The organism is Algoriphagus sp. 4150 (assembly GCF_031457395.1).
Taxonomy (GTDB): Bacteria; Bacteroidota; Bacteroidia; order Cytophagales; family Cyclobacteriaceae; genus Algoriphagus.
This window is the reverse complement of sequence record NZ_JAVDWS010000011.1, coordinates 96,114-117,099: the sequence shown is the minus strand read 5'-3', so window position 1 is coordinate 117,099 and position 20,986 is coordinate 96,114. Positions and strand designations below refer to the sequence as shown.

The window sequence follows — 20,986 nt, the reverse complement described above, 5'->3', positions numbered from 1 at the left end:
TAAATTTGATGAAAAAGTTCATCATTTAGTGACGATTAAAAATATTGGAGTGGTAGTTCAGCTGGTTAGAATGCCTGCCTGTCACGCAGGAGGTCGCGGGTTCGAGTCCCGTCCATTCCGCATAAAGCCTTGGAGAAATCTAAGGCTTTTTTGTTATCATTATTTTTTTATATGTATATCCCCTTTTCTGCCAGTAAAGAAACAAAAGCAATATAGGATTTGCTAATCCCGATAGCCATCGGGACATTGAGGCTACTTCGGTCATCCGCCATCGGTCTTCCAGCCAATAAAGCAAGGAAAATATGGCTACTGGCATCATTGCGGATAATCATATTTTTTTATGTTCTTCTCAATTTTCCGTGCTAGTCGGCTTAAAAATTTTAATTCCCAAGGGTATATGCTTATCTTTGTTTTTTCCAAAAAATCACCAGAATGGTATTAGAATTTGAAAAACCTATAGCCGATTTAGAACAAAAACTTCAGGAAATGAAGGAGTTGGCTATCGGCAGAAATATCGATTTAAGTTCAGATATTGAATCCCTTGAAGATAAAATTCTTGCTTTGAAAAAAGAAACTTTTCAAAATCTGACCCGCTGGCAGCGAGTTCAGCTCTCCCGACATGCCGATAGACCTTATGCTCTTGACTATATCTATGAGATGACAAATGATTTTGTCGAATTACATGGAGATAGAAATGTGGCAGATGACAAGGCCATGGTAGGAGGTCTTGGAGATTTAGACGGCCGCTCAGTCATGTTCATTGGTCAGCAGAAAGGTAGAAATACCAAACAGCGCCAAATGAGAAACTTCGGTATGGCTAATCCTGAAGGCTACAGGAAGGCGCTTCGCCTGATGAAAATGGCGGAGAAATTCGGGAAACCTATCGTCACTTTGATCGATACACCGGGTGCATTTCCGGGGTTGGAAGCTGAAGAGAGGGGACAAGGAGAAGCAATTGCCCGCAATATCAAGGAGATGTTTATGCTGAAAGTGCCTGTAATCTGTATCATCATCGGTGAAGGAGCTTCAGGTGGAGCCTTGGGCATAGCAATCGGCGATCGCGTATTGATGCTCGAAAACTCTTGGTATTCAGTGATCTCTCCGGAAAATTGTTCTACAATTCTTTGGAGAAGCTGGGATTACAAAGAGCAGGCTGCTGAGTCTTTGAAGTTGACGGCTATCGATATGGAAGGAAACGGATTGGTAGACGGTATCATACCTGAGCCACTGGGGGGAGCACATAGGGATATGAAAAAGATGGCTATTACCCTGAAGGGAGCTATCCTCCAAGCATTGAAAGAGTTGGATAAGATCAAACCTGAGAAAAGAATTGATCAACGCATCGACAAATTTTGCTCGATGGGTGTGGTGGTAGAATAAACTATTTTAAGCCCGGACTTTGTGAAAAGCCCGGGATTTTTCTTTCATATCATGGAATTATACGTAGTCAATACCGGCTTTTTCAAATTGGACGGAGGAGCCATGTTTGGTGTAGTGCCGAAAACCCTTTGGTCCAGAACTAATCAGGCTGACGAAAACAATCTCTGCACTTGGGCCATGCGCTCATTGCTGGTGGTAGATGGTAATAGAATCGTATTGATTGATAATGGGATTGGAGATAAACAGGATGCCAAATTTTTCTCGCATTACTATCTTCATGGGGACGATTCCCTGGAAAAAAATCTGAAGAAACTAGGCGTCGGCCCTCATCAGATTACGGATAACTTTCTGACGCATCTGCATTTTGATCACTGTGGAGGTGGAGTGAAATACGGCTCTCATGGGCAATATGAAATGACTTTTCCCAGAGCTACTTACTGGTCAAACAGTGCCCATTGGCAATGGGCAACCGCACCGAATCCCCGGGAAAAAGCATCTTTTCTGGAAGATAATATTCTTCCAATGCAGGAGCTGGGGCAACTTGACTTCTTGGATTTAACGGCACAATCTTTCATGCCCGGCTTTGACTTCATTACCGTAGACGGGCATACCGACAAGCAGATGCTTCCCAAGATTAAGTATAAGGGCAGAACTGTGGTATTTGTGGCAGATCTGCTTCCATCAGTGGGACATATTCCATTGCCTTATGTGATGGGATACGATACTCGCCCACTTCTTACCATGGACGAGAAGGCAAAGTTTCTCGAGGAAGCAGCACGTGAGGAGTATGTCCTGTTCCTAGAGCATGATGCAGTGAATGAGTGTTGCACGGTGAAAATGACCGATAAGGGAGTCCGTTTGGATCAAACATTCAGACTGGATGAAATCTAAATTGAAAATCGGGATTGCACTTTCGGGGGGAGGAGTGCGCGGCATAGCTCATCTGGGAGTTCTGAAGGCCCTAACTGAATCCGGTATTTTCCCGACAAAAGTTTCGGGTACATCAGCAGGTGCTATTGCAGGCGCGATGTTTTGTCAGGGTTATTCGCCGGAAGAAATTCTTAAAATCATTGTAGAGACGAATTATTTCAAGTTTCTAAGGCCTGCAGTATCTTGGACCGGATTTCTGAAAATGGATTCGGTAGCAACACTGTTTAAGCTCTACTTGGATCATGATGATTTTGCCAAGCTGAAGATTCCTCTTACGGTAGCTGCGACTGATATCAAAAAAGGAAAGGTGCGGTATTACTCAGAAGGAGATTTGATCAGGCCGATTATGGCTTCTTCGTGCATTCCGGGAATGTTTGATCCCATTATTATAGGAAAGAGATTCTTAGTAGATGGAGGGGTGCTTAACAATCTTCCCGTTGAGCCCTTGGAAGGTATCTGTGACTATGTGATCGGTGTGAATTGTAATCAGTTACCTGAGGAAAGTAATATCGGAAACATGAAAAAACTGATTGAGAGATCCGTAATTATGGCGATGAATTATAATGTATATAGCCGGAAGGCTAAATGCGACTTTTTTATTGAACCTCCGGGATTGGGGAGATATGGGGTGTTTGATATTAAAAAAGCTTCTGAATTATTTACTGTGGGATATGAATACACAATGAAATTTATTGAAGAAAATCCTTCAATTTTGGAGTTGGCTATTAAAAGCAATAAATCTAAAAAAGCATGATGAAGTTTTTGTCACGTATTGTGTTTTGGATGTCAGGGTGGTCGCTGAATAATCAATGGCCTGTGGGAGTAAAGAAAGCCGTGCTTATCGCCATTCCACATACCTCCAACTGGGATATTCTTTATGCCCGGGCGGCATTTTTTTTGATGGATATCCCTGTGCGCTTTACCATTAAAAAGGAAGTAATGGTAGGTCCGCTGGGCTGGTTGCTTAAGGGACTGGGAGCTATTGCCATCGATAGAAAACGTATTCCGGGTGGCAGAAAACAGACTTATACCGAATCTATGGTATCCATGCTGAATGAGCGGGAGGAACTTGTAGTCATGGTAACACCCGAAGGCACCAGAAGTCAGGTTAAGAAGTGGAAATCAGGATTTTATCATATTGCACTTGGAGCAAATGTCCCTATAATTGTAGGTTACCTTGACTATAAGAAAAAGGAAGCAGGAATAGGCCCCTGTGTGTATCCTGACGGGAATATGGATGCGCAGATCGAAGAACTGAAAATATTCGGCAGAACTGTGACGGGAAGACATCCTGAGAAGGGGATTTTGTAATAGATTTTTTTCTGAAAGTCTTTTTCAACCGTGGTGGGCACAGTAGTTCGGCAAGCTCACCAACCAAGGTTTTCGCAGAGGCTACAATTTAGAAGTGATTTTCCGGTAGTATGCCCTATCGAAGGGAGGTCCTAATTTGTAATTGTTTTTTAAGGCCATACGGGTTAGTCTGGACAGGTTATGGAATCTGACGCGGAGTTTAATCATGCCTCTCCCGAAGCAAGCCTGCCTGCGGTAGGCAGGTTAGGGACAAGTTGTGTAATCTCGTAAGAACGGGGCCATGCGGGATTTTATTTAACTTTTTATAGCATTTATTAAGTACCTAGTTCAATGGGCTTTAAGTATCTTTCCTCTCGAAGGTAGCTTTTATTTGAATTTGGTTTTATGAGATTGTTTGTCACGATTGCGTTTTTATTGATTCTTCAGGCTTGTAGTCAAAAGGAAGATAAGCATCTGGCCGGTATGGATCATTTTCGGATCTCCCTTGATACCGTATTAGTGGACGCAGGAGAGGAATTCCTTTATCTAAATAACGACTTGTATTACTCATCCCTATCCCCGGAAAAGGATTATCTTATAAATTTCAATCAGAACGATTTTACTGCTGAGAAAATCGATTTAAATGAATTAAAGCTTTTGGAGAAAATTCAGTTTGAAAAAGAAGGCCCGAATGGTCTTGGATCTTATCCAAGATTCAAAGTTTTAGGCGATCAAAATTTGCTTTTTTGGAAATACAGTTTCTATAAAATATTTGATCAACAGGGGCAACTGGTAAAGAATCTGGATTTGGATAAAATTGCTGCTGAATATCTCGGGAGTGATGAATATTACCCAAGGACGCTACTACAGGATCAAAATAATCCAAGCAGGATTGTTGGATTGATAGTCAATTGGGAAAGTGACACGTATATTCTACTTGACTTTGATTTAACTAGTCAATCGTTTAAAAAAATAGACCTTCCCGAGTTGGAAAAAAAATCTGAATTTAAGGTAGATCTACTTTACGAAGGAAGTCCTGCGGGAAGCTATGGTACTTGGACTAGCTCTCAGTACATCGATGGAAAAATTCTAATCAGTACCAACACATTCAATGAAGTTCAGGTTTTTGATCTGGAGAGCGATAGTCTTTATGTGAAAAGTTGGGATACACCATTATTGGGGAGTAAAAGAAGCTACATTCCTCCAAAAGAAGTAGAAAGAACTTCCGGTGAACTGAAGGAAATAATTAGAAAGGCAGAGGAGGATATTTCCTATAGAGAATTTGTATGGGATGATAAAAACGAAAGGTTCTTCAGGTTTTCAGAAAAAAAGCATTTTGGAGAAGAATTAAACGGTTACGGAGACTTTATATCGACTGGATCGGATGTTTTTTTGAGTGTATTTGACAAAGATTTCAATCTAATTTTTGAAGCTGAGATATCAGAACTTGCTAAGCTTCCATTAACTTACTTTACTAAAGATGGGAACATCTGGATGTTTGAGAACATAGATGATGAACTGGCCTTCATTATCGTGAAAGTTGAAGTGCTGTAGAATTTCAACTTTGAAATTTGAAATTAGTTTTCGCCATTCTTAAAATCCAAGCTCACAGAGTTAATACAATATCTGATTCCACCTTGGTTACTTGGGCCGTCGGGAAAGCGATGTCCAAGATGCGAACCGCAATTGGCACATAGAATCTCCTCCCGAATCATGCCGTGGGTATAGTCCATATGCACATCAATAGCATCCGGTCTCACGGGCTCGGTGAAACTCGGCCATCCGCATCCACTGTCATACTTTTTGGAAGAGTGAAAAATCTCATTTCCACAGGCCTTACACTCATATATTCCTGATGCCTTATTTAGATAATACTCGCCTGTAAATGCCCTTTCGGTTCCTTTTTCTCTCAGTACCCGATAGGAATCAGCGTCAAGCTTTTTACGATACTCTTCTTCGGGTAGTTGATGTGGATAAACTTTCTTTTCTTGATTTTTCATAAAGTTTCCTTTGGGTTGATAACCTTTTGACAAAGGGAGAAGTTCAACGATGTTTAAGAAGGATTTACTTCTTGGATTGCCTGTAGGATTATATCACAAGCTTCCTGAATTTGTTCTGTAGTGATGGTAAGAGGAGGTGCTATCCGCATAGAGTCGTCACAGAAGAGGAACCAATCCGTGATTACTCCCATCTCGATTGCAGTATCGATAATTGGCTTCAGAACATCAAAAGACTCAAATTCCACGGCCATCAGCAATCCTTTATTTCTTATGCTTTTGATAGTCGGATGTACCAAAAGTGATTTGAACAACTTGGCTTTTTCCTCTACTTCTTCAATGAGCTTCTCTTCTAGCAGAATCTGTATAGTGGCCAGAGACGCAGCGGAACTGACAGGATGCCCACCAAATGTGGTGATGTGACCAAGAATGGGATTGTTTTTGAATACGCCCATTACATCCTTGTTGGCAATAAATGCTCCTATTGGCATTCCACCACCCATTCCTTTGGCACAAACGACAATATCGGGAACGATCCCAAAATGCTCAAAAGCCCAGAATTTGCCTGTGCGTCCAAAACCACATTGGACTTCATCCAAAATCAGCAATGCTCCTGTTTCATCACAGCGCTTGCGCAAAGCCTGAAAATATTCCTTCGTGGCTACACGAATTCCCGCTTCGCCTTGAATGGTTTCTATGAGTACAGCCGCAGTATCCGAATTGATACTTTCTAAGTCTGAACTATCACCGTAATTAATGTGGCTTACTCCAGGAAGTAAGGGGCGGTAGGCTTGTTTGAAAATCTCATTTCCTCCTACACTCAGCGATCCATGTGAACTGCCGTGATAAGCGTTGACACAGGAAATCAGATTTGGTTTTCCGGTGAATCGCTTAGCGAGCTTTAATGCTCCTTCTACTGCTTCGCTACCGCTATTTACCAAGTAGACGTTGTCTAATTTCTCCGGTAATGTATCGCAAAGTGCTTTTGCCAACAACGACTGAGGACTCTGCACATATTCACCATACACCATTAGGTGTAGATATTTGTCCAACTGGGATTGGATCGCGGTCAATACCCGTGGATGCCTGTGTCCTACATTGCTGACTCCGATTCCTGAGATTAGATCGATGTATTTCTCTCCTTCAGAGCCAAAAAGATAAATTCCTTCGGCTTTTTCCACTTCTATCATTAAAGGGAAATCGGTGGTTTGTGCTAGGTGCTGAAGGAAAAGTTGACGGTTATTCATTGTTGATGTTTGGATCAGTAGCTCGAAAATCTGAAGAAGATCCCAAGCGGAAGTTTTTTATTTTGGTTGTCTTGAAGGTAAAGTTCGCCATGCTCGGCGTTTTGCACATTCTTAAATGTTGTGTTGATCAGGTTTGCTGCGATCAATGAGGAGAAGCTCAGGGAATACATGTTGAGCAAAAGAAAATGATCCTTGGGATCAAGGATCTCCGCACAGACTTTCAGCATTTCATTGATTTGCTCTTCCAATACCCATTTTTCCCCGTCCGGACCTCGGCCATAGGCTGGAGGATCCAGAATAATACCATGGTATTTATTTCCCCGTCGGGCTTCTCTCTTGATGAATTTCATGGCATCGTCCACCATCCATCTGATGTCGGATTGGCCGGAGGATTCCATATTATGCCTAGCCCAGGTCACTACCTGCTTCACAGAATCCAAATGTGTGACATCTGCTCCTGCTGCCTTGGCAGCCACACTGGCAGCTCCTGTATACGCAAAAAGGTTGAGCACCTTTGGTTTTGCAATAGGAGAACGCTTGATCGTTTTGTAGAGGTAGTCCCAGTTTACCGCTTGCTCCGGAAATAGACCAATATGCTTGAATGAGGTTTGGGCAAGATTTAGCTTTAAGTCCAGTCCTTCAGCATTGGAATATTCTATTGCCCAGTTATGCGGCATTTTTTTCAATTGTTCCCAATTGCCTTTTTCAGGATTGCTTTTTTCTTTTGCAAAATGTGCATGAGCCATTGTTTTCCACTCACTTTCCGGAAGTGTTTTGTCCCATATCGCCTGAGGTTCCGGTCTGCTTAGAATGAACTCTCCAAACCGCTCCAATTTCTCAAACCCTCCGGTATCAATGAGTTCGTAATCTTTCCAGGGGCCGGGACTAAGTGATAGGATGGATTCGTTCATAAGGGGTAGTTTTTCAGGTAGCAAAAATAAGAAATTAATTGGAGGCAAGGAGACAGGTTTCGTATGATTCAGATTACTAGGACTATCAAGCTCGCAGAATTTTGGTTGTACAACAGAATAGCTGAACGTTGTAAAAATGCCTGCTTGAGTCTATTGTTATCGATTCAGGAATTAAATTAACTCAATTGGTTCTCAGGCTAGTAATCCCGCTGCCCTGTAGAATCGTGCCGTTAAATCTGTTTTTTTGTACTTTTAGGTTTATTTTAAGAATGAGATAGAGTAGCTTCACCTGTTTCCGATAGACTTAATAGCCACGCAACAGTAAAAAATGTCCAAGAAATTTATTGATATAGAGAAAGCGATTGAATCTAAGAATCCGACGCTTTTGAAATGGATGCCTGGCTTTTTACTCAAATACATCAAGCGTGTGACTCACGAGGAATGGATGAATGGCGTGCTGGATAAAGTAGAGCACCTCCATGGGATAGACTTTGCCAATGGGTTGATAAGAGAACTCAACATTACGGTTGAATTGGTAGGAGCGGAGAACATTCCGAAGGCGGGAGGGATTATTATTGCTGCCAACCACCCACTTGGGGGAATTGACGGCATTGCTTTGATGCAGGCCATTGGAAAGGTTCGGACAGATATGCGATTTCTGGTTAATGATCTGCTGATGGCTTTTAAAAATTTTCAGCCTTTATTTATTCCGATAAACAAGCATGGCAAAAATTCCGCCGACACATTGGCTGCTATGGAAGCGGCTTACTCGGAGTCTTACGCAGTTTTGATATTCCCAGCGGGTCTTGTGTCAAGAAAGGTGGAGTCAGAAATTCGTGATTTGCAATGGAAAAAGAGCTTCATCTCCAAAGCGAAAAAATATAGAAAAGATATCTTACCTTGTTTTATAGGAGGTAAAAATTCCGCTTTCTTCTACAATTTGGCTTATTGGAGAAAGAAAATTGGCATAAAGGCCAATATAGAAATGTTTTACCTAGCTGATGAATTATACAAGCAGCAAGGACAAAAAGTGGTGATCACCGTAGGGAAACAGATTTCCTGTCAGAGCCTGGATTCCTCCAAGACGGATGTACAATGGGCTGATTATGTGAAGGATGTAGTTTACGAACTTGGTAAAAAGAATGAATAGAGAAGCAGAAATAATTCCGGCAATTGATAAAGAGCTGTTGAAAGCTGAATTGGTTCCGGATCGATTTTTACGATATACCAACAATGGGGATAACTTGGTGTACTTGGTTAATTTCCATAATTCTCCGAATGTCGTCCGGGAGATTGGAAGATTAAGGGAGCTTACCTTTAGGGCAGCAGGGGGTGGGACAGGTATGGAGCTGGATTTGGATGAAAATGATGTCTGTGAGAATTGCTATGAGCAATTGGTTACCTGGAATGCTGAAGATGAGGAAATAGTAGCCGGCTACAGATTGATAAACTGTAAGAATTCAATGAAGGAAGATGGAAGCTTGAATTTATCCACGACCCATTTGTTTGATTTTACAGAAAGCTTTATACGGGATTATATTCCGTATACCATTGAGCTGGGGAGATCATTTGTCCAGCCAAAATACCAGCCCGCCTTCGACAACAGAAAGGGGATTTTCAGTCTGGATAATCTTTGGGATGGTTTGGGAGCTGTGGTTTTGATGAATCCGGATGTCAAATACCTTTTTGGAAAAGTGACGATGTATCCGCATTTCAACCGTGAAGCCAGAGACTTGTTGTTGATGTTTATGAATTATTATTTCCCTGACAGGAAGGGGTTGGTCAAGCCAAAAGCTGAGTTGGAGCTTGGATATGAAACTGACCTTCCCAGTTTGGGAAATCCATTTGAAGGAGTGGAATACAAAGAAGGGTATAAGTTATTGAACGGACGGATTAGAACTTATGGAGAAAACATTCCGCCTCTTATCAATACCTATATGAATCTATCTCCAACGATGATGACTTTCGGGACAGCTTTGAATGACGAATTTGGAGAAGTAGAAGAAACAGGGATATTGATTACGCTTGCTGATATCTATGAAACTAAAAAGCACAGACACATGGATACCTTTGAGCGGGATAAGATATATGGAAGCAGGAATAATGTCTGATAAATTGACTTTGATCGTAGGCGCTACTACCAATCCGACCCGCTACGCTTATTTTGCGGCCAGTAGACTTGCCGATGCAGGCGTACCTTTCATCCCCATAGGAATCAAAACGGGAGAGCTCTTCGGCGAGAAAATCATGGATCTTCGTGCTAAACCGGCATTGGAGAATATCCATACCATTACGCTATACATTGGTCCCTCGAATCAGGAAGAATGGATTGATTATTTGATTAGCCTAGCTCCCGAAAGAATCATCTTCAATCCCGGAACCGAGAATCCCGTATTTTTTCAAAAGGCCAAAGCTAATGGTATTGAAGTTTTGCAGGCTTGCACATTGGTGATGTTGAGTACCAATCAGTATTAACAGCGCTATAAACCAAGTGGTTGGGTGGATATATCCCAACTGTTTTTTTGTGTAGGAGAGCCTATGGAAAAGCTGTGTAAAGTCACTTTTTTTGTGTATCTTGCCACATCTAAAAAAGAACATAAAATCACCTTTTTAGACCCATTTTGAGGGTTTTCTCCAAAACATATGAGTGAAGAACAAGCGAAGAATCCAGCCGAATACGGTGCGGGAAACATTCAGGTATTAGAAGGTCTTGAGGCAGTTCGTAAGAGGCCTGCTATGTATATTGGTGATGTCGGGGTCAAAGGCCTCCATCACCTGATCTGGGAAGTTGTCGATAACTCTATTGATGAGGCACTTGCGGGTCATTGCGATACTATTAAGGTCACGGTGAATGAAGATAATTCTGTCACAGTAGAGGATAATGGCCGCGGCATCCCTACAGACATGCATGCCAAGGAGAAAAAGTCAGCCTTGGAAGTTGTGTTGACCGTGCTTCACGCTGGCGGTAAATTTGACAAGGATACTTACAAAGTATCAGGAGGTTTGCACGGTGTGGGTGTATCCTGTGTCAATGCTCTTTCTACAGATCTGAAAGCTACCGTTTACCGAAATGGGGTGATCACTGAGCAGGAATTTAAAATTGGTGTGCCGCAATATCCTGCCAGACAGGTAGGAACTACGGATCGTAGAGGTACTACTATACATTTCAAACCTGATGACAGTATTTTTGCCATTACCGAGTTCAAGTATGAGACGATAGCAAACAGGCTTCGTGAAATGTCGTTTTTGAATGCGGGAATTAGAATTTTCCTAACTGATCTGAGAGAGACAGAGGATGATGGCACTGTGAAATCCGATGAGTTTTTCTCAGAAGGAGGGTTGGTGGAGTTTGTCCAATACCTTGACGTGAGTCGTGAGAAAATCATCGATACTCCGATTTCTATAGATACAGAAAAGAATGGTGTACCTGTACAGGTAGCTATGAACTATAACAGTTCCTATTCTGAAAATGTGGTTTCCTACGTGAACACGATCAATACCTACGAAGGTGGTAGTCACGTATCGGGATTCAGAAGGGCTTTGACAAGAACATTGAAGTCTTACGCCGATAAATCCGGAATGCTGGATAAGCTAAAGATGGAAGTGGCAGGAGACGATTTCCGTGAAGGTCTTACCGCTGTGATTTCGGTGAAAGTGGCTGAACCTCAATTTGAAGGTCAGACCAAGACCAAATTGGGTAATTCTGATGTGGTAGGCGCTGTGGATAGTGCTGTTTCTGAGGCTTTGCAGACTTGGTTGGAAGAGCATCCCAAAGAAGCCAAAATCATTGTTGGCAAGGTAATCTTGGCAGCACAGGCTAGGCATGCGGCGAGGAAAGCACGGGAAATGGTGCAGCGTAAAAATGTACTGGGGGGCGGAGGTCTTCCCGGGAAACTGGCCGATTGTGCAAACAGCGATCCTACAGTATGTGAATTGTACCTAGTGGAAGGGGACTCTGCAGGAGGATCCGCCAAGCAGGGTAGAGATCGTGACTTTCAGGCGATATTGCCTTTGAAAGGTAAAATTCTAAACGTAGAGAAAGCACACGAGCATAAAATCTACGATAATGAAGAGATTAAGAATATACTGACTGCGCTTGGAGTTAAATTCGGTACAGTGAATGATGATAAAGAATTGGATCTTGCAGGACTGCGTTATCACAAAATCATCATCATGACGGATGCTGATATCGATGGTTCCCATATACGTACCTTGATTCTCACCTTGTTTTTCAGGTACATGAGATCATTGATTGAGAATGGCTATGTGTATATTGCTTTGCCTCCTTTATATTTATTGAAAAGAGGAAAAGACGAGAGGTACTGCTGGACAGAGGAAGAGCGTAAGATCCTTACTGCTGAAATGGCGAAGGATGGTAGAGAAGACAGTGTGGGCATACAGCGATACAAAGGTCTCGGTGAGATGAACCCTGAGCAGCTTTGGACTACTACAATGGATCCGAATGTGCGTACGATAAAACAGGTAAATATTGAATCAGCCGCGGAAGCAGATCACCTCTTCAGCGTGCTCATGGGAGATGAAGTAGCCCCAAGAAGAGATTTTATCGAGAAAAATGCGAAATACGCGAAAATCGATACCTAATCATTCAAAAAGGGGCTTTTTAGCCCCTTTTTTTAATTGATAACACAATGATAAACCCAAAGTAAGCAAGCAAAACTTAACTTGCTTTCTTAATATTAACTTTGAATGCAATGAAACTGGCAGTTGTAGAAAAATACGATTCGATTATACAACAGAGTGATCTGGTCAGCAGGGATTTAAGTTGGCTGAAATTTAACGAGCGCGTCTTGGATCAGTCCAAGAAAATGCATCGCAACGTTTTTGAAAAGTTGAAATTTCTCGCAATCACCGCGTCGAACCTAGATGAATTTTTTATGATCCGTGTAGGATCCTTATACAACTATCTGGATTACGACAAAGAGCGGGTTGATTACTCAGGTTTACGGGAAGAGCCTTTTAAGGCGAAGCTGATGAATGAAAGCCACCTGTTTCATACTGCCCAGCACGAACATTTCACACAGGTAATCATGCCCGAGCTGCAGGAGCAGGGAGTGGTACTGTGCAATCTGTCAAAGCTTACCGAAAAAGAGCAGGAAAAAGTCCATGATTATTTTGTGAAAGCGATCTATCCTATGCTCACCCCGATGGTGTATGACGGCTACCGTACGTTTCCGATTCTGATGAACAAACTTTCGGTGTTTGGGGTAGTGACTACCAGTCCCGGAGACAGACAGGATATGCGGAAGATGAGTTTTGTTCAGATTCCTGCAAATATTCCCCGCTTTTTTGAAATCGAGCGTGAGGATTCTCTTTTGCTTGTTCCTATCGAGGAGGTCATCCGTGAAAATATCATCTCTCTTTTCAGAAACGTAAAAATCGAAGGAATTAGCCTTTTTAGAATTACCCGAAACGGTGATTTTACGCTGGAAGAGAGCGAAGATATGGACGCAAATTTCCTGGAAGAAGTGAAGCGTAAATTGATGGAAAGAAAGAGTGGGAGGGTGGTAAAGATAGAAATAGAAGAAGGCTACAGTAAATGGATGCTGAATTCACTTTTGGAAAGGTGGAATTTGAAAATGGATTCTGTATTTCTGATAAAAAGGTCCAGCCTGATAGATTTTACAGGACTCTGGCAAGTAGTAGGGAACAAGAAATTTCGGGAGCGCCTACCTCAAATTCCGGATCCTGTGAAGCCACTTTCTTATCAGGATGAAGGGATTGCAGACATTTTTGATGTATTGAAAGAGAAGGATATACTTCTCCATCATCCTTATAATAATATTGATTCGATCTTGGATTTGGTAGAGAAAGCATCTGAGGATCCTGATGTGATGGCTATCAAAATGACTATTTATAGACTTGCAAAAGATAGTAGAATCACTAAGGCTTTACTTAAAGCTGCCGAAAACGGCAAGCATGTTTCGGTGCTATTTGAGGTCAAAGCCAGGTTTGATGAGGAAAATAATATCCGGGAAGCAAAGAAACTCCAGAAAGCAGGCTGCTTTGTGATCTACGGAATTTCCCATTTGAAAACCCACACCAAACTTCTTCTGATTGTGAAACGTGATGGAGGAGAAATCACGCGCTACGTTCACTTGGGATCGGGTAATTACAATGAAGACACTGCAAGGCTTTATACCGATATAGGGTTGATGACTACAAATGAGGTTTTGGCCAATGACGTGTCAGAATTTTTCAATGTAATCACAGGACACTCCATGCCTTCACAATATAAAAATCTGATCACTGCTCCCCGGGATATGCGAAACCAGTTGATCGAATACATAGAGAAAGAAGCGGAAAATGCCAGAAATGGGTTGCCTAGCGGAGTATTCATCAAAGTCAATTCTCTGGAAGACTCAGAGATGATATATGCCTTATACCGGGCTTCGCAGTCTGGAGTGACGATCAAATTAATAGTCCGTGGAATCTGCTGTTTGCGTCCGGGAAGAGTGGGGTTGAGTGAAAATATCGAAGTGCTGTCTATTGTGGGAGATTTCTTGGAGCATTCCAGAATCTATTATTTTCACAACAATGGCGATACCAAAACCTATGCGGGAAGTGCAGATATGATGGTAAGGAGTTTCGATAAAAGGTTAGAAGCACTGTTCAAGGTGGAATCTCCACTGCTTGAAAAACAACTGATGAACATCTTAGCCTATAATCTCAAGGACAATGTAAACGCATACGTAATGCAGGAAGATGGTACTTACATAGCCAAACAGCCGGTGGGTGATGAGTCGGAATTTAACGTCCATCGTGAGTTCTTCCATGTAGATGCGGAAAGTGTGATGCAGGTTAAGCTTGTAGACTGACAAAAAAAGCCCCGGTTAAAGGGGCTTTTTGGTTATATTCCGTTCGTAGAGAACCTGTATGATGCCATCTTTCAAACCCAAATCCGGTACAATCATTTTTTTGGATTTTGCGGCTAGCATTACTCGTTGGTATATTTTGCCTGCCGGGATAATGACATCGGCCCGGTCATGGTTTAAGTTTAACTTGTTCACCCGCTCTTCGAAAGTGAATGTCTGCAACCGACTTAATACTTCTTCGATTTTTTCATAGTCCAAGTAGCGCTTATTTTTCCGAGGAAGGGAAAGTTCAAAAATCTTATTGATATTTCCTCCGGTCCCTATAGCAGTGACAGAGGGGGAATTTTCTAAATATTTCAGAACGAAATTTTCCATTGATTTCCATACAGGAACAGCTATTTGGTCTTGCAGGGCTCTGACTGAACCTATCTGAAATGATTTAGAAGCTATTTTCTCGCGGTTTTTATAAATATTCAGCTCAGTACTGCCTCCTCCCACATCAATATGCAAGTAGGTTTTTTCATCGAAGAATTTGTTAAGAGATTTGTTGATTAGCTCAGCTTCCTTATTCCCGTCTATTATATTGATCTTCAGACCAATTTCTTCCTTTACTTCAAGTGCTATTTCTTTTCCGTTCACACTTTCCCGCATCGCTGAGGTAGCACAAGCCATATAATCATCGACTTCATAGAGATCGATGAGGATTTTAAATGCCTTCATCAGTTTTACGAATTTTCTTCGATTTACCTCAGAAATCTTTTGATTGTGAAATACATCCAGCCCCAGACGAAGCGGAAAGCGGAGGTATTCCAGTTTCTTGAAGTTGATGTTTCCTTCGTACTGGGTCACACTGGTGATTTGCATTCTGATGGCATTCGATCCAATGTCTACTGCTGCTAATTTCAATTAAAGATGGGAATAGTTGAGAAATGAATTTTAAGCATTGAATTTACTTTTTTTTCTGTGCCGCTACTAGCATTATTACGCCTGCAGCAAGTACAATCCCTCCTGCGTAAGTAGGCCAGTTGATTTCACGCTTTTTGTCTGCCCTTATTTCAATCGGCCCCGCATCGATCACTTTTTCTTTTGTGGTGAAAGAGAAACTTGTACTGAATAGCATAAACATGCCCAGGACAATCAATACGATACTGAAGATTTTCATAAGTTATTTTAAATGGAGGTCAAATGAATTGCTGTAATAATATAGAGGATAATCGTGTAGCCTATCAGTCTCTATACTCCTAGAGCTAAAGTAATACTTTTGCTAAAACTAAAAAGGGAAAAAATAAGGGATTCCAAAAGTAGCTACTATCCAAAGAATCAAGTTCAAGGGAGTTCCTATTTTCAAATAATCACGAAATTTATAATTTCCCGGAGTATAGATCATTGTATTGGTCTGGTAGCCCATAGGAGTCATAAAGCTGAGACTTGCAGCAAAAGTGACCGCCATAAGCATAGGTCTGGAGTCAACATCCAAGGCTGTAGCTATGCTGATAGCAATAGGAGCGAGCAAAGCGGCTGTGGCATTGTTTGACATAACGTTTGTCATCATAAAAGTCAGTCCAAATAATGCACTCATTACTACCTGAGGACCATAATGCCCCACAGAGTCTACTATGGAAGTTCCGATGAGCTGAGCCCCCCCTGTTTTTTCCAGTGCCATTCCCATAGAGAGCACACCTGCCAGCATCAGTACCACTTTCCAGTCAATGGCTTTATAGGCTTGTTGTGTAGTTAAGGAGCCCAGCATGATCAAGGTAATAGCTCCGGCGACCGCCGTGACTACAATCGGGAATACCTCGAAGGATGCCAATCCGATAATCAGAGCCAGAACAACCAGCGTTAATATACTTTTAATCTTATTTACCGGGTGGCTTTTTGTTTCTGAAAGAAGTAGTAGATCATCACTGCTCTCTATGGCTTGAATAGAATCTTCTGTAGCTCGAAGGAGCAGGATATCTCCAGCCCGCAAGGCAGTTTTGGCGAGCAAGGAATCCAGCATATCTGATCTATGCCTAATTCCAATAACCAAAACCTGATTGTATAGTTTTTTGAAATTCAGAGTTTTGATACTTTTATTTACCAAAAATGAATTAGGAGTGACCAGTGCTTCATAAAGCCTTTCTTCCTCATCGGTAATATTTTCTTCAAGCCATTTCAAATCTGCCTTCAGCTCAATTCCTGTAGTGGTCTTGATTTTCTCTATCGTTTCTTTGTCGCAGTTGAACCGTATGATATCTCCTTCCTGTATTGCTGTATTAGGGTATACACGCACTTTTCTGCCGTCTGATCTGATAATCTGTAACGGTTTGATACAGAGTTTTTCGAAGACTTTCTGTTTGGTAAGAGGCTCATTTAATTGCTCATAATCTTGTAGAATAACCAATTCCGAGAGATAATTCCCAAGCTGTATGCTCTCGCCCAGCTCCGATTTTGCTTTTCTCACCGGCGTAAGCCATCTTCCTATAGTAAGCATATAGATCAATCCTGTGGCGAAAAAAACTAAGCCCATCAAGCTCATCTCAAATACCCCAAAAGGGGGAAGTCCGGCTTTTTGGACTATCCCGCTGACCAAAATATTGGTACTGGTTCCAAGCAATGTACAGATCCCACCCATTAAAGCACCGAAAGACAGCGGCATCAATAGCTTGGATGGCGGGATATTGTCAGTTTTATTTAGCCGTATTACAGCAGGCATGAGTAAAGCAACTACAGCCGTGTCATTTATAAAAGCGGAAAGAAAACCCGCAAATAGCATTAAGGTAAGTAAGAGGTGTGTTTGGCCTTTTCCGGCTTGAGAGCTTAGCTTTTGGGTAAAGCTGTCCAAAAGCCCGGTATTGAAGATCGCTGCTGACACTACAAACATTGCAGCCACAGTAATAGTGGCAGAATTGGAAAATCCCGACAACCCTTCTTCTACATCCAGAATTCCTGTAAGTAGAAACATAACCATTACTCCAATAGAAACTGTGTCTATTGTGAATTTCTCGGTAAAAAACAAAATAACGGCTAGGCCGATAATTGAAAATACTAGACCAATTTCAAAAGTCATTAATTACATTTTTAGATAGTTTCCCTTCTTGAGCTTCTCCCTGATTCGGAAGTAGCTTAAAAAACCCAGGATTAGGAATACCAAACTCAATCCAAATGCCAAGTAACCCAAGTCTCTCACATGATCCAACTCCTTCACCTCAAAAAGTGCGGTACCCGAGACCAAAAAGTAGAGAGATGTGCGGATAAAGGACAGTAACGTTCTATAATTTGCCAAAGCTGTACGCTGCCTGGCCAAATAATCACGAATTATTAATTCTCTTTCAAAGTCATTTTCCATATTTGCATTGTATTTATTTATATTGAAATAATTCAACATCTATTAATTATGAAAAGAATTACTACACTTTTCCTCTTTATTTTGTTTTGCGGGCAAGTTTTTGCCCAAGGTGAAGAGGTCTTAACCCCTCAAGACACAAGCTATTGGCTTAAAGAATTAGGAGGTGGTTTAAATCTAAATCAAGCTGCCTTCAGTGGTAACTGGCAAGGCGGTGGTGTCAACTCAATAGCTTTGGGTATCTACCTCAATGGTCGTGCAAATTATGCTAAAGACAAATGGTCTTGGGATAATACGATGGATTTTATTTATGGCGTGGTGAAAAACAAGAATGAAGAGACCCGGAAATCCAACGACCGTATTTTTCTGGATTCTAAAGTGGGATACCAAATTAATGATAAATGGAATTACTTCTTTGCTGTTAATTTTCTTTCTCAGTTCGCTCCCGGGTATGAATTTCCTCAGGATGCAGAGAGAAGATTGATATCTAAGTTTGCAAATCCTGCCTATCTCACCACATCTCTGGGGGTAGAATATAAGCCAAATGATGAGTTTAGCTTGCGTATGTCTCCCTTTTCTCCCAGATGGACTTTTGTGACGGACAGAGAGTTGTACTTAACTGTGCCAAGCAATTACGGAGTAGAACAAGGTGAAACGGTGAGAACTGAGTGGCTAGCATTTAGTTTGATGGCTGATTACAATAAGAAACTGTCTGAAAACCTGTCCTTAATGGTTAGGTACCAGATGTATGCTAATTATGAAACCCTTGCTTTTAATGCCATTGATCACAGGTTGGACTTCGGTTTGACAGCGAAAGTGTCTAATCTGGTGAATGTTAGCTTAACCAGCCTTATGATATATGATTTGGATCAAGATAGTAAAATTCAATTTAGCCAAGGTTTAGCATTGGGAATTGCATTTAAACGGGGTAACTTCCCTGAAAAGAAATAAACACAACAAATTTTTATTTGGAATTTTGATTTGATTTTAAAAGTATTATTTTTGAATTCATTGTGGTAGTTAAATAATAGTTGGTTTAGTTTTCAAATAAAGGGCAGGAGATTTTCTCCTGCTTTTTTATTGTATATATACTATACTGATCAATTTTTACTTGAAAAAATCCTATTTTTTTAATATGTATAGAAAGTTACCTTTGGTGGCAATTACCTATTTAACCTAAAATGAATACTAAAACATTAATGTTTTGTTGTTGCTTATGTATCAAGGCAATAACAACTGAAGCACAGGAGAGTCCAATCCCATATGAAGTGCTACCACTTGAGAATTTGAGTGAATTTCAACCTACAAGCAGCAATTGGCAAATAGTCCAAGAGGTATTCTACGACCTTAATGGAGGAAAGTCCAAAAGCACCAACGGTACCGGCATATTGCTGAACACCTTGATGAAGGAAGACAATCAGGCAATTAGATCTTCTTTTGAGCATGGAGACATAGAGCTGGATCTTGATTTTATGATGCCAAAAGGAAGCAATTCCGGTATTTATCTTCAGGGTAGGTATGAGATTCAGCTATTTGATTCATGGGCTAAGCAAGATCCGACTTACGCTGACGCAGGAGCTATCTATCAAAGATGGGATGCTGGGAGAGAAAAAGGCAGGGAAGGATACGAAGGCCGTCCACCACTGGTAAATGTAAGTAGAGCCCCGGGACTTTGGCAATCGCTTAGAATTGTTTTTAGAGCGCCCCGTTTTGATGCCAGCGGCAATAAAGTATCAAATGCCAAATTTATTTCTGTACATCAAAATGGCGTGCTGGTCCAAAAGAACATAGAAGTCACCGGGCCTACACAAGCTGCATTTTTTGAAGATGAGCAGGCCGTTGGACCCTTGGTCATTCAGGGAGATCATGGTGGTGTAGCTCTAAGAAACATCCGATACAAATCTTATGGCTCGGAAGAAGTGACGTTGAAGGATATGAAACTCACTTATTACGACAGTATCAAGACAATCAATGATTTTGCTAAAGCTAACCCAAGGGGAACTATGGCTATTGATGTCTTGGCTCATTTGGCTCCGGCTACAAGAAATGAGTTTTCCGGAACTGTAGTAGGAACATTGACTGTGCCAAGTGCAGGGGAGTATTTCTTTGACTTGGATCTAGCCTGGGTTCCTGATGATACTCCTCCCGGTCGGATAAATGGTGCAGGCAAACTCTATATCGATGAGAAAGAGGTGGTCTATGTAGATGGAGTCACAGGTAAAGCCAACGGTTCTATTCAACTGACATCGGGTGTACACCAAATCAAATTGAATTATTTCAAAACATTTGGTCACTGGTATGCTCCAAGCAATGATATCACCCTTATCGTAGAAGGCAAAGGAGTGGCTAAAACAGCACTCAATGTTCCGTTGAGAGCCGATGATCCGGTTGGTCAGATTGCTGTGAAAGTGAAGGACAAGGCTGAAATGCAACGTGGATTTATCATGCATCAAGGGGAGAAGCGGACGCATACTATGGCTGTAGGCGAACCGGGTGGTGCTAACTATGCCATAGATTTGAGTAGCGGAGAATTGTTGAGTGTCTGGAGGGGAGATTTTGTAGAGACCACTCCTATGTGGTACGGTAGGGGGGAAACTCAATTAATGTTGCCTTTAGGTAATGTAATTGAATTGGCAGGTAAGCCTAGTTTGTCAGTTTTGGCTTCAAAAGACGCAGTCTGGCCTGAAGAAATTGAAGACTTCACTTATGAAGGATACAAATTGAAAAAAGGAGGAGCTCCGATCATAGACTATAAAATGCCGGGTGTACGTATTAGTGAGACTTTTGATACCAGGGATTCCGGTAAAAAGTTGGTTCATACACTTAATTTGACTGCTGACGGCGACCCACAGCAAATCTACTGCTTGGTAGCACAGGGATCCACCATTGATAAATTGCCCAACGGGCTTTATGCTATAGATGACAAATCCTATTACATCGAATTTGGGGGAAAAGAAGCTCCCATTGTCAGGGACTCAGCTGACGGCTCTAAAGAGCTAATCCTTCCGGTAAAATGGAAAGACAGGACAGGGGTAGTTACTTATTCAATTGTTTGGTAATAAATAGGAAG

20 protein-coding genes and 1 tRNA gene are annotated in these 20,986 nt (G+C 41.6%); 13 read left to right on the top strand and 8 right to left on the bottom strand.

The features are described 5' to 3' along the window. Nucleotides 1-46 precede the first annotated feature (46 nt). Nucleotides 47-120, top strand: a tRNA-Asp gene (locus tag J2X69_RS14870). A 47-nt stretch (nucleotides 121-167) separates the two neighbouring features. Here the strand turns inward: J2X69_RS14870 and J2X69_RS14865 are convergent. Next, the gene (locus J2X69_RS14865) at nucleotides 168-332 is read right to left on the bottom strand and encodes a hypothetical protein (RefSeq protein ID WP_310104810.1); all 165 of its coding nucleotides are present in this window, start codon (nucleotides 330-332) and stop codon (nucleotides 168-170) included. A gap of 100 nt (nucleotides 333-432) precedes the next feature. Between J2X69_RS14865 and J2X69_RS14860 the strand changes: the two genes are divergently transcribed. The 5 genes from J2X69_RS14860 (at nucleotide 433) to J2X69_RS14840 (ending at nucleotide 5,154) form a co-directional block, all read left to right on the top strand. Then, entirely contained in the window at nucleotides 433-1,380 is a 948-nt protein-coding gene (locus J2X69_RS14860; protein WP_310104808.1) for an acetyl-CoA carboxylase carboxyltransferase subunit alpha, read from the top strand. Between the two features lie 51 nt (nucleotides 1,381-1,431). Continuing rightward, a complete protein-coding gene (locus J2X69_RS14855) occupies nucleotides 1,432-2,271 on the top strand; it encodes an MBL fold metallo-hydrolase (RefSeq protein ID WP_310104805.1) in 840 nt (279 codons plus the stop codon). Continuing rightward, a complete protein-coding gene (locus tag J2X69_RS14850) occupies nucleotides 2,261-3,064 on the top strand; it encodes a patatin-like phospholipase family protein (protein ID WP_310104802.1) in 804 nt (267 codons plus the stop codon). The genes J2X69_RS14855 and J2X69_RS14850 overlap by 11 nt, the downstream gene beginning before the upstream one ends. Next, on the top strand, nucleotides 3,061-3,621 hold the full coding sequence (locus tag J2X69_RS14845) for a 1-acyl-sn-glycerol-3-phosphate acyltransferase (protein WP_310104799.1): 561 nt from the start codon (nucleotides 3,061-3,063) through the stop codon (nucleotides 3,619-3,621). The genes J2X69_RS14850 and J2X69_RS14845 overlap by 4 nt, the downstream gene beginning before the upstream one ends. 384 nt (nucleotides 3,622-4,005) lie before the next feature. Then, a complete protein-coding gene (locus J2X69_RS14840) occupies nucleotides 4,006-5,154 on the top strand; it encodes a DUF4221 family protein (protein WP_310104796.1) in 1,149 nt (382 codons plus the stop codon). 23 nt (nucleotides 5,155-5,177) lie between these two features. On the opposite strand, the gene msrB is transcribed toward J2X69_RS14840, so the two are convergent. Genes msrB through J2X69_RS14825 form a run of 3 tightly spaced genes read right to left on the bottom strand, consistent with a single transcriptional unit; the run spans nucleotide 5,178 to nucleotide 7,755 of the window. Next, complete coding sequence (gene msrB, locus J2X69_RS14835) at nucleotides 5,178-5,600, bottom strand: peptide-methionine (R)-S-oxide reductase MsrB (protein ID WP_310104794.1); 423 nt, start codon at nucleotides 5,598-5,600, stop codon at nucleotides 5,178-5,180. 53 nt (nucleotides 5,601-5,653) lie between these two features. Then, complete coding sequence (locus J2X69_RS14830; protein ID WP_310104791.1) at nucleotides 5,654-6,844, bottom strand: aspartate aminotransferase family protein; 1,191 nt, start codon at nucleotides 6,842-6,844, stop codon at nucleotides 5,654-5,656. 14 nt (nucleotides 6,845-6,858) lie between these two features. Then, nucleotides 6,859-7,755: a class I SAM-dependent methyltransferase gene (locus tag J2X69_RS14825; protein WP_310104788.1), complete on the bottom strand. Its 897-nt coding sequence runs from the start codon at nucleotides 7,753-7,755 to the stop codon at nucleotides 6,859-6,861. 328 nt (nucleotides 7,756-8,083) lie between these two features. Between J2X69_RS14825 and J2X69_RS14820 the strand changes: the two genes are divergently transcribed. The 5 genes from J2X69_RS14820 to ppk1 all read left to right on the top strand — a co-directional run bounded on the left by J2X69_RS14820 (nucleotide 8,084) and on the right by ppk1 (nucleotide 14,591). Further along, nucleotides 8,084-8,905: a 1-acyl-sn-glycerol-3-phosphate acyltransferase gene (locus tag J2X69_RS14820; RefSeq protein ID WP_310104785.1), complete on the top strand. Its 822-nt coding sequence runs from the start codon at nucleotides 8,084-8,086 to the stop codon at nucleotides 8,903-8,905. Further along, a complete protein-coding gene (locus J2X69_RS14815) occupies nucleotides 8,898-9,866 on the top strand; it encodes a GNAT family N-acetyltransferase (RefSeq protein WP_310104783.1) in 969 nt (322 codons plus the stop codon). Before J2X69_RS14820 ends, J2X69_RS14815 begins: the two co-directional genes overlap by 8 nt. Beyond that, nucleotides 9,844-10,230 (top strand): CoA-binding protein, encoded by a 387-nt coding sequence (locus J2X69_RS14810; protein WP_310104780.1) that lies wholly within the window; start codon nucleotides 9,844-9,846, stop codon nucleotides 10,228-10,230. The genes J2X69_RS14815 and J2X69_RS14810 overlap by 23 nt, the downstream gene beginning before the upstream one ends. A 168-nt stretch (nucleotides 10,231-10,398) precedes the next feature. Beyond that, nucleotides 10,399-12,357: a DNA topoisomerase (ATP-hydrolyzing) subunit B gene (gene gyrB, locus J2X69_RS14805; protein ID WP_310104778.1), complete on the top strand. Its 1,959-nt coding sequence runs from the start codon at nucleotides 10,399-10,401 to the stop codon at nucleotides 12,355-12,357. 110 nt (nucleotides 12,358-12,467) lie between these two features. After that, nucleotides 12,468-14,591 (top strand): polyphosphate kinase 1, encoded by a 2,124-nt coding sequence (gene ppk1, locus J2X69_RS14800; protein WP_310104775.1) that lies wholly within the window; start codon nucleotides 12,468-12,470, stop codon nucleotides 14,589-14,591. Between the two features lie 15 nt (nucleotides 14,592-14,606). Here ppk1 and J2X69_RS14795 read toward each other — a convergent pair whose 3' ends face one another. The 4 genes from J2X69_RS14795 to J2X69_RS14780 all read right to left on the bottom strand — a co-directional run bounded on the left by J2X69_RS14795 (nucleotide 14,607) and on the right by J2X69_RS14780 (nucleotide 17,919). Further along, nucleotides 14,607-15,494, bottom strand: coding sequence for a phosphatase (locus J2X69_RS14795; RefSeq protein ID WP_310104773.1), 888 nt, complete (start codon nucleotides 15,492-15,494; stop codon nucleotides 14,607-14,609). Between the two features lie 43 nt (nucleotides 15,495-15,537). Further along, the gene (locus J2X69_RS14790) at nucleotides 15,538-15,750 is read right to left on the bottom strand and encodes a hypothetical protein (RefSeq protein ID WP_310104770.1); all 213 of its coding nucleotides are present in this window, start codon (nucleotides 15,748-15,750) and stop codon (nucleotides 15,538-15,540) included. 108 nt (nucleotides 15,751-15,858) lie between these two features. Next, complete coding sequence (locus J2X69_RS14785; protein ID WP_310104767.1) at nucleotides 15,859-17,640, bottom strand: SLC13 family permease; 1,782 nt, start codon at nucleotides 17,638-17,640, stop codon at nucleotides 15,859-15,861. 3 nt (nucleotides 17,641-17,643) lie between these two features. Further along, nucleotides 17,644-17,919 carry a DUF202 domain-containing protein gene (locus tag J2X69_RS14780; RefSeq protein ID WP_310104765.1) on the bottom strand — a complete coding sequence of 92 codons (276 nt, stop codon included), beginning with the start codon at nucleotides 17,917-17,919 and terminating at the stop codon, nucleotides 17,644-17,646. A gap of 48 nt (nucleotides 17,920-17,967) precedes the next feature. Here J2X69_RS14780 and J2X69_RS14775 point away from each other — a divergent pair, with 48 nt between their 5' ends. Further along, nucleotides 17,968-18,867, top strand: a complete 900-nt coding sequence (locus tag J2X69_RS14775) for a DUF3078 domain-containing protein (protein ID WP_310104763.1) — start codon at nucleotides 17,968-17,970, stop codon at nucleotides 18,865-18,867. A 317-nt stretch (nucleotides 18,868-19,184) separates the two neighbouring features. Beyond that, the gene (locus J2X69_RS14770; protein ID WP_310104760.1) at nucleotides 19,185-20,975 is read left to right on the top strand and encodes a DUF1080 domain-containing protein; all 1,791 of its coding nucleotides are present in this window, start codon (nucleotides 19,185-19,187) and stop codon (nucleotides 20,973-20,975) included. The last annotated feature ends 11 nt before the right edge of the window (nucleotides 20,976-20,986 follow it).

Bases quoted from the DNA above. Each gene is read 5' to 3' on its own strand.
- J2X69_RS14820 (WP_310104785.1), top strand. From the start codon at position 8,084: ATGTCCAAGAAATTTATTGATATAGAGAAAGCGATTGAATCTAAGAAT.
- J2X69_RS14850 (WP_310104802.1), top strand. From the start codon at position 2,261: ATGAAATCTAAATTGAAAATCGGGATTGCACTTTCGGGGGGAGGAGTG.
- J2X69_RS14845 (WP_310104799.1), top strand. From the start codon at position 3,061: ATGATGAAGTTTTTGTCACGTATTGTGTTTTGGATGTCAGGGTGGTCG.
- J2X69_RS14840 (WP_310104796.1), top strand. From the start codon at position 4,006: ATGAGATTGTTTGTCACGATTGCGTTTTTATTGATTCTTCAGGCTTGT.
- J2X69_RS14785 (WP_310104767.1), bottom strand. From the start codon at position 17,640: ATGACTTTTGAAATTGGTCTAGTATTTTCAATTATCGGCCTAGCCGTT.
- ppk1 (WP_310104775.1), top strand. From the start codon at position 12,468: ATGAAACTGGCAGTTGTAGAAAAATACGATTCGATTATACAACAGAGT.
- msrB (WP_310104794.1), bottom strand. From the start codon at position 5,600: ATGAAAAATCAAGAAAAGAAAGTTTATCCACATCAACTACCCGAAGAA.
- J2X69_RS14780 (WP_310104765.1), bottom strand. From the start codon at position 17,919: ATGGAAAATGACTTTGAAAGAGAATTAATAATTCGTGATTATTTGGCC.
- J2X69_RS14830 (WP_310104791.1), bottom strand. From the start codon at position 6,844: ATGAATAACCGTCAACTTTTCCTTCAGCACCTAGCACAAACCACCGAT.
- J2X69_RS14775 (WP_310104763.1), top strand. From the start codon at position 17,968: ATGAAAAGAATTACTACACTTTTCCTCTTTATTTTGTTTTGCGGGCAA.
- J2X69_RS14810 (WP_310104780.1), top strand. From the start codon at position 9,844: ATGGAAGCAGGAATAATGTCTGATAAATTGACTTTGATCGTAGGCGCT.
- J2X69_RS14815 (WP_310104783.1), top strand. From the start codon at position 8,898: ATGAATAGAGAAGCAGAAATAATTCCGGCAATTGATAAAGAGCTGTTG.
- J2X69_RS14865 (WP_310104810.1), bottom strand. From the start codon at position 332: ATGATTATCCGCAATGATGCCAGTAGCCATATTTTCCTTGCTTTATTG.
- J2X69_RS14855 (WP_310104805.1), top strand. From the start codon at position 1,432: ATGGAATTATACGTAGTCAATACCGGCTTTTTCAAATTGGACGGAGGA.
- J2X69_RS14790 (WP_310104770.1), bottom strand. From the start codon at position 15,750: ATGAAAATCTTCAGTATCGTATTGATTGTCCTGGGCATGTTTATGCTA.
- J2X69_RS14825 (WP_310104788.1), bottom strand. From the start codon at position 7,755: ATGAACGAATCCATCCTATCACTTAGTCCCGGCCCCTGGAAAGATTAC.
- J2X69_RS14860 (WP_310104808.1), top strand. From the start codon at position 433: ATGGTATTAGAATTTGAAAAACCTATAGCCGATTTAGAACAAAAACTT.
- gyrB (WP_310104778.1), top strand. From the start codon at position 10,399: ATGAGTGAAGAACAAGCGAAGAATCCAGCCGAATACGGTGCGGGAAAC.